This window comes from Streptomyces sp. AJS327, assembly GCF_013450295.1.
Taxonomy (GTDB): Bacteria; Actinomycetota; Actinomycetes; order Streptomycetales; family Streptomycetaceae; genus Streptomyces.
Map to the genome: position 1 here is coordinate 305,108 of NZ_SKBR01000004.1, position 12,501 is coordinate 317,608.

11 protein-coding genes are annotated in these 12,501 nt (G+C 72.7%); 3 read left to right on the forward strand and 8 right to left on the reverse strand.

What is annotated here, in order from left to right; all coding sequences use genetic code 11:
• From E0L36_RS23225 to E0L36_RS23240, 4 genes are all read right to left on the reverse strand, one after another.
• Complete coding sequence (locus E0L36_RS23225) at positions 1 to 1,284, reverse strand: hypothetical protein (RefSeq protein WP_219636999.1); 1,284 nt, start codon at positions 1,282 to 1,284, stop codon at positions 1 to 3.
• On the reverse strand, positions 1,281 to 2,672 hold the full coding sequence (locus tag E0L36_RS23230; protein WP_180931235.1) for a phenylacetate--CoA ligase family protein: 1,392 nt from the start codon (positions 2,670 to 2,672) through the stop codon (positions 1,281 to 1,283). The genes E0L36_RS23225 and E0L36_RS23230 overlap by 4 nt, the downstream gene beginning before the upstream one ends.
• On the reverse strand, positions 2,665 to 3,726 hold the full coding sequence (locus E0L36_RS23235) for a Gfo/Idh/MocA family oxidoreductase (protein ID WP_180931236.1): 1,062 nt from the start codon (positions 3,724 to 3,726) through the stop codon (positions 2,665 to 2,667). The genes E0L36_RS23230 and E0L36_RS23235 overlap by 8 nt, the downstream gene beginning before the upstream one ends.
• Before the next feature lie 636 nt (positions 3,727 to 4,362).
• Entirely contained in the window at positions 4,363 to 4,935 is a 573-nt protein-coding gene (locus tag E0L36_RS23240; protein WP_180931237.1) for a dihydrofolate reductase family protein, read from the reverse strand.
• A 193-nt stretch (positions 4,936 to 5,128) separates the two neighbouring features.
• Here E0L36_RS23240 and E0L36_RS23245 point away from each other — a divergent pair, with 193 nt between their 5' ends.
• Positions 5,129 to 5,809 carry a winged helix-turn-helix transcriptional regulator gene (locus tag E0L36_RS23245; RefSeq protein WP_180931238.1) on the forward strand — a complete coding sequence of 227 codons (681 nt, stop codon included), beginning with the start codon at positions 5,129 to 5,131 and terminating at the stop codon, positions 5,807 to 5,809.
• A 247-nt stretch (positions 5,810 to 6,056) separates the two neighbouring features.
• On the opposite strand, the gene E0L36_RS23250 is transcribed toward E0L36_RS23245, so the two are convergent.
• Positions 6,057 to 7,454: an MFS transporter gene (locus tag E0L36_RS23250; protein WP_180931662.1), complete on the reverse strand. Its 1,398-nt coding sequence runs from the start codon at positions 7,452 to 7,454 to the stop codon at positions 6,057 to 6,059.
• Positions 7,455 to 7,861: 407 nt separating this feature from the next.
• Positions 7,862 to 8,749 (reverse strand): LysR family transcriptional regulator, encoded by an 888-nt coding sequence (locus tag E0L36_RS23255; RefSeq protein WP_180931239.1) that lies wholly within the window; start codon positions 8,747 to 8,749, stop codon positions 7,862 to 7,864.
• Positions 8,750 to 8,925: 176 nt separating this feature from the next.
• Between E0L36_RS23255 and E0L36_RS23260 the strand changes: the two genes are divergently transcribed.
• Positions 8,926 to 10,176 carry an MFS transporter gene (locus tag E0L36_RS23260; RefSeq protein ID WP_180931240.1) on the forward strand — a complete coding sequence of 417 codons (1,251 nt, stop codon included), beginning with the start codon at positions 8,926 to 8,928 and terminating at the stop codon, positions 10,174 to 10,176.
• Between the two features lie 223 nt (positions 10,177 to 10,399).
• On the opposite strand, the gene E0L36_RS23265 is transcribed toward E0L36_RS23260, so the two are convergent.
• Positions 10,400 to 10,708 (reverse strand): hypothetical protein, encoded by a 309-nt coding sequence (locus E0L36_RS23265; protein WP_180931241.1) that lies wholly within the window; start codon positions 10,706 to 10,708, stop codon positions 10,400 to 10,402.
• A gap of 227 nt (positions 10,709 to 10,935) precedes the next feature.
• Between E0L36_RS23265 and E0L36_RS23270 the strand changes: the two genes are divergently transcribed.
• The gene (locus E0L36_RS23270; protein WP_308416889.1) at positions 10,936 to 11,529 is read left to right on the forward strand and encodes a GNAT family protein; all 594 of its coding nucleotides are present in this window, start codon (positions 10,936 to 10,938) and stop codon (positions 11,527 to 11,529) included.
• A 149-nt stretch (positions 11,530 to 11,678) separates the two neighbouring features.
• Here E0L36_RS23270 and E0L36_RS23275 read toward each other — a convergent pair whose 3' ends face one another.
• Complete coding sequence (locus E0L36_RS23275) at positions 11,679 to 12,248, reverse strand: dihydrofolate reductase family protein (RefSeq protein ID WP_180931242.1); 570 nt, start codon at positions 12,246 to 12,248, stop codon at positions 11,679 to 11,681.
• Positions 12,249 to 12,501: the final 253 nt, after the last annotated feature.

Genomic DNA, 12,501 nt, shown 5'->3' on the forward strand with positions numbered 1-12,501 from the left:
TCAGTCGTCCAGTGCCAGGGCGCGGATGCCCTCGTGGGGCCCGGAGTCGGCGCCCAGGTAGTCCGCGGTCTCGAACAGCCCGATGGCGTGCATCGGCAGTCGCGCGCCCGCCTCGGCCGCGAAGATGGCTGGCAGGACGCGCTTGCGCTCGGCGGAGCCGGGCTCGCCCCGCTTGCGGATGTGCTTGTGGGTGTGGATGAGGATCGGCATGAAGCCGCCGCCGAGGAACGCGCCCCGCTGGAGCACCACCCCGCCCACGCAGTCGAGCGTGGTGCCCTTCCCCAGCACGGTGTCCCGGCCCAGGTAGAGGTACGAGGGGTCGGCGTCCACCCCGTGCTCCACGTGGAAGACCCCGGCACCCAGGCCGATGATCGCCCGGCCGCTGATCCGCAGGACCGACCGGTAGAAGTCCAGCAGCACCGGCCGGACCGTCACGTCCGGAAGCTTGAACTCGGGGCAGAGCAGCGTGACGCGCAACAGCTCCGCCAGCGTCAACGGGGCCTCGCCGGGCGCCGGTTCGGCCAGCTCCTGGTCCCAGGGGACGAGGTAGTCGGCGGGCGTGGCCAGCCAGGTGCCCAGGTCCTCCGCGATCAGCCGCTCGGCGGGGGCCGAGCGCAGCGCCTTCGCCGAGGGCGGCACGACCGTGTCGGCCCCGCCGACGCCGTGCTCCGGCCCGGTCTCCCGGGCGCAGGCCCGCACCACCCGCCGCGCCAGCAGCGCCGTGGTCTCCCGCGTCTTGGCGGCGCTCGCGGCGCGCAGCAGCTCCAGCCGCTCCTCGACGTTCCGCGGGATGGGGAAGAGGTGGTCCACCCCGTCCGAGCGCACGCCGATCTTGGTGGCGGTGGAGCGCCACGGCAGCGGCTCGGCGGCCTCGGCGGCCCGCGTCAGCTCCGCGAGGTGCTCCCGCGCACCGGCCAGGACCAGCCCCTCGGCGGCCAGCGCCCGGTAGTCGAAGGGGATCGAGGCGGAGGGGGAGAGCACGATGCCGGTGAGCGCGGCGCGCAGCTCCCCCTCACCCAGCGCCTCCGCCAGCAACTCCAGCGACAGGTAGGGGGTCTTGCGCCCCGGCTGGTGCAGCCAGCTCTCCCCGAAGGGCGCCTCGAAGTGGCAGGCCCGCAGCAGGTCGGCGCGGGCGGCGCCGTCCGCCTGGACGGTCTCCACGACGTGCCGGTGTACGTCGTCGTTCGTCCGGGCCCGCTCGCGGCCTCCCTCCAGCAGGGCCGCGAGCATGTCGGGCGTCAGCCGCAGCAGTGACGCCGGGTCCAGCGAGAACAGGTCGATCATGCCGTCACCTCACAACGGAACCGGGCGAACTTGGCGCCCTCGGTCTCGAAGACGCACCCTTCCCACTCCAGCGCGACCGGTACGGGCATCCCCGCCGCGATGGCGTCCCGCACCCGCAGGTACGCCGCCTCGTGCTCCTCGGGCCGCACCTCGGGGCGCAGCTCCATCCGCAGCCGGAAGCCGCGCGGCTCCCGCTGGGTGAGCTGGTACTCCCGGAGTTCCGGAAGCTCCTTGAACAGGTTCATGTAGCGGGTGGGGGACAGCAGCGCGCCCTCCCCCAGGTCGAAGACGACGCTGGTGCGGCCACGCAGCTCCTCCAGCACGGTGCCGAACTGGCCGCAGGCGCACCGCTCGCGGGAGATGCGGGCCAGGTCGCCGGTGCGGTAACGGACCAGCGGCATGCAGTCGTTGCTGAGCGAGGTGACCGTCAGCTCCCCGATCCCCGGCTCGTCGGCGGCGCCGCCCAGGGGGTCGACCAGTTCGAAGTGCTCGTGCACCGACTCGTCCAGGTGCATCCGTCCCAGCGCGCACTCGGAACCGAGGTGGCCGCCCTCGCTGCTGGCGTAGTTGCTGCTCACCGGGCAGCGGTAGAACTCCGTGAGGTCCGCGCGGAGTTCGGGCGGCAGCATCGCGCCGCCGGAGACCGTCAGCAGCGGGCGGCAGGGTGGCTCCTCGCGGCCCTCGGACGCCCAGTGCTGAAGCATGATCCGGTGCAGGCTCGGCTTCGAGACCAGCACCTCGGGCGCCAGGTCGGTCAGCGTCCGGTCCAGTTCGGCGAAGGACTCCGGGTCGCCGGTGTCGAGGTACAGGATGAGGCTCAGCCCCACCTCGTCGAGCGGGTTCGGGACGAGGATCCCGCCCCGGTAGTCCGGGCTGTCGGTGACCCGCACCGCGAACACCGGCCGCCGTCCGACCTCCGGGACGCCGGAGACCATCGCGACCTTGACGTTGTTCAGGTGCAGGTACTCCGCCATGAACCGGGGGCTGTAGACCACCGTCAGCGGGGCGCCGGAGGTGCCGGAGGTCTGGTCCGCGTACACCGTGTCGGCGCCCGCGGCCGCGTAGTCGAAGGGCTCCCGCAGCCCGCGCAGCACCGAGCGGCTGAGCGTGGGCAGCGCGTCGAAGGCGGCGTCCTCGAACGCCTCGCCCTGGTACACCGGGTGCGCGGAGACGCGTTTCGCCTCCCGCTCGGTCCAGCGGAACGGTTCGGGCGGGCCGTTCTCCAGGAACGCGGCGAACTCCGCGAGCCGCGCGCGGATCGACCCGGCCTCGGCCCGGTCGGCGGCGTCCCGCTCGCGGTCGAACGCCACGTCGGGGTAGGCGGCCAGGAACTCCTCGGCCGTCATGCGGGTGCGCGCCGCCTCGGGCGCGAAGTACGTCTCAGGCATGGATCGCCCTCCGCGTGTGCTGGTGACTGTCCCGTACGCGCTCCGCCAGCGCCGTGAGGTACCGGTGTTCGGGGAGCCGGATTCCCTGGGGGCCGTCGTAGCCGCGCACCAGGTTGTGCAGCTGGACCAGCAGCCCCTCCCGGAGCTGGTTCGAGGTGATGGTGTACGAACGCCACTCCGGAGGGCCCAGTGGGTCCCGCACGTTGATGAGGTGGGTGTTCCGGTAGTCCTTCGCCTCGCCGAAGTACGGCTCGAAGGCGAGTAACGCCTCGCGTCCCGAGGCGAACTCCACCCGCGCGAAGCGGTACCGGAACTCCGAGCCGAACGGGATGAATCCCTCGGCGGTGTGCTCCAGGGCGAGCGGGGACCGCAACGCGGGCTCACCGAGTTTCCCGAACCGGATACGGCCCACGGTGGAGGCGTGGAGTTCGATGTCCGGAAGTCCCGGCAGCATCACGTCCACGCTCACGTCCGGCGTGACGAAACCCGGCGCGGACCGGACGAGGACGTCGTAGTCCGCGCTCGGCAGCACCGCGCGGAGCACGCTCAGAATGTGGAACCACTCGTAGCCCGCCTCCCCGTACTGGGTGTCGACGAACCGTCCGAGGGACACGTCCCGGCAGCGGTTCTTCGTGAACTCGACGGAGACCTTCCGGATCGGGTCGGGCTTCTCCCGGATCTCCCGCACCACCTCCGCGAACTTCCGCACCGCCGCGCTGTGCGCGTAGATGTCGTTGACGGTGATCCGGGCGTGCGGGTGGTTCGCGACGACCCGGGTGAGCGACGCGAGGTCCCGTGGGGAGCACACCGGCTTCTCGACCAGGACGCGCGCCCCACCGTCCCGCCGGAGGATCTGCTCGACGACGCTGAGGTGCGTCTCGGTCGGGGTCGCCACCACCCAGGCGTCCAGGTCTCCGGGTGACGCGACCTGTCCCACGTGGGCGTAGTCGGCCGGCCGGGCGCAATCCACCGTCACGGCCTGATGCCCGACCTCGCGGATGTTCTCCACGTGCCGCGACCCGATGGCGCCGATTCCGGCCACTGCGATTCTCATGAAACCTCCTCGACGCTTGTCGCTACGTTCCCGGGACATGCCCGGGGCGGTGGGCGAAACGCCGTACCGCCCCGGGAATATGTGTTGCCAGATCGACGGTCAGCCAACGCCCATGCGGATGATGTTCTTGAAAGTCATGCTGGCCTCCTCTCCGGAAATAGTGCGGTGATGAACCGGTCAGCCAACGCCCATGCGAATGATGTTCTTGAACGTCATGTTCGCCTCCTCTCCCGGGGTGGTGTGTGCCGGTCTGTCAGGAGAACGCGGCTCAGCCGTTGCCCAGGCGGATGATGGTCTTGACGGTCATGTTCGCCTCCTTTCCGGAAAAAGTGGTGCGACAGGGAACCGGTCAGCCAACGCCCATGCGAATGATGCTCTTGAAGGTCATGTCGGCCTCCCTTCCACGTTTTTCGGAGTTCGGGTCCAGCTGTCTCTCCGGGTTCTCGCGGCCCGCGCGTCCCCGCTTGTTCCGCGTTTCCCCGGTGCGACAGAAAGAACTGTCGCGCGGCCCGGTACCGTTTGGCTCCCGTTCCGCTCCCGCCCTCCGGGACCCGACCCCGGAACACGCGAAGGGGCCTGATCCACCTCCGCGGTGGATCAGGCCCCTGAGGGGCGGCCGCCCGGCCGGGGCCGGGGTCAGCGCACCACCTCGAACACGTTCTTCTGGATGCCGTTGGCGTACGCCTCGTGCGCGACGAGCCGCAGCTTCTGGGCGTCCTTGTCCGTGTCGCTGAAGAGCCGCTTGCCCGCGCCGAGGAGCAGCGGGAAGACCAGCAGGTGGTACCGGTCGATCAGCCCGGCGTCGGAGAGGTGCTGGTTGAGGGTGGCGCTGCCGTGCACGATGATCGGGCCGCCCTCGGTCTCCTTCAGCGCGGCCACCTCGTCCAGCGAGCGCAGGACGGTGGTCTCGCCCCAGCCGCCCACCAGGTCGTCCTCGCGGAGCGTGGTGGAGACGACGTACTTGGGCATGCCCTTGTACCCGGTGAACTCCGCCATGTCCGGCCACACGGGGCTGAACGCCTCGTAGCTGGTGCGGCCCAGGAGGAGGGCGGTCGCCTCCTCCTGTTCCTCGCCCTTGATCGCGTACGCCGCCTCCTCGAACTCGATCTCCTGGAAGGTCCAGCCGGAGTTCCGGTAGCCCGGCTCACCGCCCGGGGCCTCCACGACACCATCGAGCGAAACGAAAGCGGTGCTGATCAGTGTGCGCATCTCACGGTCTCCTGAGTTGTCTGTCGCGACGGCGCCCCGGCCGTGCCGGAGTCGGCGGCCCGGGGGCACCGGGGCCGACGGCCCGGTTGTCGCCAGGCCGGTGCTCGGCGCCGAGGCCCTCACCGTAGGGGTGCTACTTCGTGAAAACAAGTGACCACTTTCAAAAAGAAAGTTGAGAGGTAGACTGCGGGACATGGCGAAGAAACGGAGCTACCAGGACGCCTGCGGAGTGGCCCACGGACTCGATCTCATCGGCGAGCGCTGGGCGTTGCTGGTGGTGCGCGAACTCCTCCTGGGCCCCAAGAGGTACGGGCGGCTGCGCGCTGACCTGCCCGGCATCGGCACCAACGTGCTCGCCCAGCGCCTCGCGGAGCTGGAGGGGTGCGGCGTCCTGCGCAAGCGCCGCCTCCCGCCGCCCACCAGCGTCGCGGTCTACGAACTCACCGACTGGGGCCTGGAGTTGGAGCCGGTCCTGCGTGATCTGGGCCGCTGGGCCATCCGTTCACCCGGGCACGACGGCGGCGCCCACCTCAGCGCCACCTCCTTCCTGGTCTCCCTGCGCACCAACTTCGACCCCGGCCTCGCCGGAGACGCCCGGGGCAGCTACGAGCTGCGCGTGGGCGAGGAGATCGGCCGCGCCGTGCTGGCGGACGGCACCCTGCTCGTCGAACGCGGCGCGCCGGAACGGCCGGACGCCGTCCTCACCGGCCCGCCCGCCCAGCTCGCCCGCGTCGTGTACGACGGATACGCGCTGGACGAGGCGGTCGGTGCCGGGGAGGTCGAGGTCACCGGCGACACCGCGTCCGCCCGGCGGTTCCTCGGTGTCTTCAGCCTCCCCGTCCCCGTCGGGCCCCCGCCGGCCCCCGGCACCTGACCCCCCACCCCGGCTGGTGCCGGGCCACGGCGACGAAGGGGCCGACGGCCCCGTCGGGTCGAACGGGCCGACGGCCCCGCCGAGTTGAGGGGGCCAGCGAGTCCCGTCGGGCGACAGTCCCGTCGAGGGGTCGGCGGTCCGCGCGGAAGCCAACCGATCACGAACACGGGGGAGTTCGACGGAGCGGCACCCGCGCCCGGCCCGCGGCCGTGGCCGAACGGCCGGGCGCGGCCCGCCCGTCAGACCGTCACCCGGCCGTTCCTCCCGTGGCCTCGCTGGCCGTCTCGCCCGTCACCGTCCCCGGGCTCTCCCCGGGTACCGGAGATCCGGTGGACGCCGGGATCCGCAGCGCGACCGCCGCGGCGGCCGCCAGCCCCAGCACCGCCAGCAGACCGCTCAGCTGGTACGGGTTCGCACCGGACAGCGCGGGAGCGAACCCGACACCCACGTAGAGCGTGACGCCCATCGAGCCGCCGAGCTGGTCGGCCGCCCGCTGGACGCCGGAGGCGATGCCCGCGTCGTCCTCCGTCACCCCGCTCACCGCGAGGTACTGGAGGCCGACGATCCCCAGCCCCATGCCCGCCGCGATCAGCAGCATCGCGGGCACCACCGTGAGGGCGCCGCCCCCCAGCCGGGCCACCAGCGCGATCGCCGCCATGGCGAGCGCCGTGCAGCCGAGCCCGGCCAGGACACAGGCCCGGGCGCCCCAGCGCTCCAGCACCCGCGGCACCAGCGTGGAGGCCGCGATCAGCGCCACGGCCAGCGGCAGCATCGTCAGCCCCGCCCGCAGCGGACTCAGCCCCAGCCGGTCCTGGAGATACAGGGTGAACAGCAGAAACGAGGTGGACAGCGCCGCGCTCAGCAGCGCCGTCGCCAGGTTCGCCAGCACCCGGGACCGGGCGCGGAAGAACGCGAGCGGCAGCAGCGGGGCCGCCGACCGCCGCTCGGCCGCGGCGAACAGGACCGCGGCGGCCACCGCACCGGCCAGCGCCAGCGCCGCCAGCCACACTAGCCCGTCGCGTCCCTCGCCCGCCTCGACGACCCCGAGCGCGAACAGCAGGGGAGCGGCGGTCAGGAGCAGCGACCCGGGCAGGTCCAGCGGGGCGCGCTCGACGGGCGGATCGGCCGGGACGAGGACCGTCACCGCGACGAGCACCAGCAGGACGAACGGCACCGAGATCAGGAAGATCCACCGCCAGCCGAACATCTCCGTGATCACCCCGGACAGCACGAAGCCGAGGACCAGCCCGCAGCTGGCCACCGCCGCCCACACGCTCAACGCCCGGGAACGGCGCGGCCCTTCGGGGAACATCAGCACGATCACCGCCATCGCCGCGGGCAGCGCGACGGCCTCGCCCGCCCCCTGGAGCAGGCGCGCCAGCACGAGCAGCGGGAACGTCGGGGCCAGCCCGGCCAGCAGGGAGGCCGCGCCGAACACCCCCGTCCCCAGCAGCAGGACGCGGCGCCTGCCCAGTACGTCACCGAGACGGCCGCCGAGCATCAGCAGCCCGCCCCCGGTGATCGTGTATCCCACGACCACCCAGGTCAGCTGGCGGCCGTCCGCGCCGAAGTCGGCGCCGACCGACGGCAGGGCGATGTTGACCACGGTCACGTCGACCGCGACGAGGAACTGAAGGGTGGCCATGCAGCACAGCACGAGCCACGCCCGCGCCCGGGACGAGGGGTCCCGGCGCGGAGCGGAGGATTCGGGAAACACCAGTGCGCTCCGTTGCTCAGAAGGGAGTCCGAGCAGGCCGAAACGGCCGCTCGGTACCTGCACGAAGCGGCGGTGCGATCAGTGAGTGATGACGAACGCTCCGCCGCTAGCGGAGCGGCCTCGTCACGGCGGCGGCAGCGGCCGCGGCGGAAGAAGCACCAGACATGCCGCCGATCCTACGACCCCCGCCCGCCACGAACCGGACGGGGCCCCGGGACCCGGGGCGCTTGACCGGGGACCGGACGTGGGGGCGAGGGCTCGACGGCGGTCCGGCGGCGTCGAATCGGTGCCGGGGGAGCGCGAGTTCGTGCGCGGGGGCCGCCGTGGTGCTGGATCTAGGCGAACTCGCTGAGCGCGTCGAGTAGTTCGGCGAGCGCGGGCTGGGCAAGGGACGTCTGCCGCGCGACCGCGTGCACGGCACGGAAGGGCCGCGGCCTCCCGATGTCCCGCACCACGACGTCCGGATGCCGGTTGACCAGCCCCAGGTGCGGCATGACGCCGACGCCCAGCCCCGCCGCCACGAAGCCCTGAGCCGTCACGTGGTCCTCGCTGCGCACCCCGAAATCGGGGGCGAAGCCCGCCGCCGCACAGGCGTCCAGCAGCGGATCGAGACAGGGCCCGGGCCGTTCGCTGGCGATCCACGACTCCGCGGCGAGATCGGCCAGCGCGATCTCCCGCCGGTCGGCCAGCGGATGACCGGCGGGCAGCACCGCCGCGTACGCGTCGTCCCCCAGCCGCTGCGTCAGGACGCCCTCCCGGGGCCGACCCGGGGCACCGACGATCAGGGCGAGATCGGCCCGCCCCCGCTCGACCTCGGACAGTGACAGGGCGGGGTCGTCGACCAGCTCCAGGTCGATCCGCACCCCCGGGTGCGCTCCGCGCAGCCGCGCGAGCGCGGGGGCGACGAGGGCGGCCCCCGCCGAGGTGAAGTAGCGGATCGAGAGGTGCCCGGTGCGCCCCTCGCGCAGGTCGGCGAGGGCCGTCTCGGCCGCGGCCACGTTCCGGCTGAGCACCTCGGCGTGCTCACTGAGCAGCCGCCCGGCGGCGGTCGCCCGCACCCCACGGCCGGTGCGTTCGAGCAGCGCGGTACCCGCCTGTTTCTCCAGCGCCGCGATCTGCTGACTGACCGCCGAGGGCGTGTAACCGAGGTTGGCCGCGGCGGCGGTGACCGAACCGCTACTGATCACCGAGCGCAGCACCTGCATACGTCGCACATCGAGCATGTAGGAGAGCTTAACGCCAGCTACAGAACTATTCGCTTGTCCTGTCAGGTCGGGTGGGTGAGGCTCAGTACGCGGTACCGAGGAGAGGACCACACCGTGCACCGTGGGACACCCAGCGGCAGAGCCGACGCCGACCACCAACCAGCCTCCAGCCGCCGCCGGTCGGGGACGCCGCGATGAGTACCGACTCCCCCTGGCGGGTCCCGGACTTCCGCGTCCTGATCACCGCCACCGCGCTCGGCCAACTCGCCACCAACACCGCCTACGTCGGCGTCCCCGTCCTCGCCGTGGCCGCCCTCGACGCGGGTCCGGGCCAGGTCGGCGCCCTGGCCGCGCTCAGCACCGCCGCCTTCCTCCTGGTCGGGCTGCCCGCGGGCGCGTGGGTGGACCGGATCCGGCACCGTCGGGTACTGATCGCCGCCGACCTCGTGCGCGCGGGCACGTTCGCCACCGTGCCGTTCGCCTGGTGGCTCGACGTGCTGTCCCTCCCGCACCTGTACGCCGTCGTCCTCCTCGCCGGCTTCGCCACCGTCTTCGCCGACGTGGGAGCGCAGAGCGCGCTGCCCCAACTGGTCGGCCGCGAGCGCCTGATCCCCGCGAACGCCGCGATCGTCAGCCTGATCTCCGTCGGCAACGTGGCGGGGCGGGGAGCCGGGGGCGGACTCATCCAGCTGCTCACCGCCCCCATCGCCATGGCCTGCACGGCGCTCGGCTACCTGGCCTCCGCGCTGCGCCTCACCGGGCTGCGGCGCGCACCGGTCCGACCCGCTCCCGCGGTCGGCAGCCCGCTGCGCGCCCAGATCCGGGAGGGCGTCCGACACGTCCTCGGAAACGCCGAACTCCGCGCCCTCGCGCTGACCGCCGCGCTCGCCAACGTCGGCTCGCAGATCGTCAACACCGTCCTGCCGCTCATCTTCCTCAGCGAACTCGACTACTCCGCCGCCACGTTGGGGCTGTTCTGGGCGGCGGGCGGTACCGGTTTGCTGCTCGGTGCCCGCTGCGCGGGTCCGGTCGCCACCCGCCTCGGCCACGGCCGCACCCTCGCGATCGCCGGACTCTGTCTGGGTCCGGCGGCGCTGCTGGTGCCGCTCGTCGGCCACGGCGGGTGGCTGTGGCTCGCGGGCACCGGCTGGCTACTGGCCATGTTCAAGATCGGGATGGATAACGTCCTCGGGGTCAGCCTCCGCCAGCGCATGACCCCGGACCCGCTCCTGGGCCGGATGAACGCGACCTTCCGGTTCCTGCTCACCGGCGCCCTCGCCGTCGGCGCGGCGATCGCGGGCGTACTCGGCGCGCTCACCTCGGTACGCCTCACCGCGTGGACGGGCGCCGCCGTCATCGCCCTCGCCTTCCTGCCCGTCTTCCTCTCGCCTCTCCGCCATCGCCGCGAACTCCCCGAGCAGGCGGAGAACCCCGTGTCCGCCTGAGAGCCGCCGCACGTCGGTGACCCGGCGGTACGTGCCCGGTGGTCACGGCCCTGTCCCCCGGCCACCGCCCGGCGGCGAAGCGCTCCCGAGGCGAGACTCCCCTGTCCCGGCAGCCTGGCACCGCGGCCGGGCAGGGGGCCCGACCACGGTCCGACGCCGAGCACCGGCGATCAGGGGCCCACCCCACGCACCGACGACGACGGCGGCACCCGGCTCGTCGTCCTCAGTACAGCGCGCTCTCCCAGGGTTCGAAGTCCGGCTCCCCAGCCGGGAGTTCACCCGTGTGGTACCGGTACAGCCAGACCGCCGCCCGGCGCTCCGCGTACTTCTCGTTCAACGGCTCCCCGTCCTCGTCCAGTTCGAGGACGTTGGCGAAGATCGCGACACAGATCTCCAACTGGGACGGCGAGTCGCGCAGGTCCGCCCAGTAGTCGATCCCCTCCAGCAGCGGGTGTCCCACCGAACCCCGGGCGATCCATCCGGCGAAGCGACGCAGCGCTCCCGAAGCGCCACGGCTGAGATGCGAAGACATACCGGAAGGTTAGGGCCACGCGTGCGGACCCCGACGGGCTCGCGGGCGACCGCCCACCGCTCCCGCTGGTGACCGGGAGACACGGTGTGGGAAACGGGTGCACGGCGACGAGCCCCGCTTCCCGAACACCCCGGCGCACGCACGGATCTCGTTCCCCGGACGCCCCGCGAGCCACGCTCCTCGGTCGAGCCCCGGTCGCCGTGTGGTGCGTCTGGCACCATCGGCCCGTGGAGCGAACGTCGGTTTCCCTCAGCAGGATCGAGATGACGGACTGGCGCGCCGTCCACTCCTGGGCTTCCCTCGCCGAGGTCTGCCGCTTCCAGACCTGGGGGCCGAACACCGAGGAGGAGACACGGGAGTTCGTGGCGGCCGCCGTCGACGCCTGGGTGCACACCCCCCGGCGGAGGTTCACCTACGTGGCGCGCGTCGACGGGGACGCGGTCGGCATGGGCGTACTCCACGTCCGCAGCCACGAGCACCGGCAGGGCGAGATCGCCTACGCGGTCCACCCCCGGGTCTGGGGACGGGGCGTCGGCACGGCGATCGGACGGCGGCTGCTCGCGCGGGCCTTCGGCGATCTCGGCCTCCACCGCGTCCACGCCACCTGCGACCCGCGCAACCTCGGCTCGTCCCGGATACTCGGCAGACTCGGCATGACCCGGGAGGGGCGGCAGCGCCACACCGCGCTGCTCCGGGACGGCTGGCGGGACTCCGAGATGTTCAGCGTCCTGGAGGACGAGTGGCGCGCCCACGCCGCCACCGACGCCCCGGGCACACCGGGCGGTTCTGACTCTCCTGGCGCCCCGGGCGCCCGCGCGTAGGTGGTGCTGACCGGAGGCTGGCGGGGCTGAAGCCTCACGCGCGGGCCCCAAGGCGCCCCGGCCCCGGGCCCGGACCGGCAGGGCGTATGGCCGGACGGCCGTGTGCCCGGGGGCCCGTGGCCGGGCGAACGTACGGTCCGGCCCGTGCGTCAGCGTCCGTGCTGCTTGGGGCGGTAGACGCGGCCGAAGCTGCGTGGGCTGTCCTCGTAGATCTCGACCAGCTCCCAGTCGACGCGGCGCCCACCGGGAACGTCGAAGATCCGGACACCGTCGCCGAGGAACACCGGGGCGACGAAGACCTGCAACTCGTCGACGAGATCGTGTTCGAGCGCCTGCCGGGCGATGTCGGCGCTGATGATCTGCACGTCCCGTTCACCGGCGATCTCCTGGGCCCGCCGAACCGCCTCCACCACATCGCAGTTCAGCGGGGTGACCGCGGGATCGTCCGCCAACTCCTCGGGGCGATGGGTCAGTACGAACTCGGTTCCCGACCACGCGCCGCCGTACGCCTCCGAGGTCAGCTCGTCGCGCACGTCCCGCTGGGCCTTGGCCGCGTCGTACCCGGCCCGGCCGGAGATGATCACGGCCACGTCGCCCGCCATCCGCTCCGTGGTGCCCTCCGCCAGTGGCTCCGCCACGGACATCCAACTCATGTCGTGCCCCGGCCCGGCGATGAAACCGTCGATCGAGCACGTGAAACCCCACGCGACCCTGCCCATCTCTCCTCCTCGCGGGGCTCCGCCCCGTGGCCCCGGCCGACCGTCGTCCAGGGCGATGCTCCCGGCCGAGCACACCACGGCGCCCCTCCGCCCTCCGGCTGCGCCCCGGCCCCACCCGGCCCGCCGCGCGGAACCGTCGGGCCCTGCCGAACGGAACCTTCGGGCCAGGCCGTGCGCCATCGGGTAGCGGATGAGGACGCCGCCGCCGTGCGGCCGGAGTTCGCCGACGTGAGAGACGACCCGGCGCGGAACC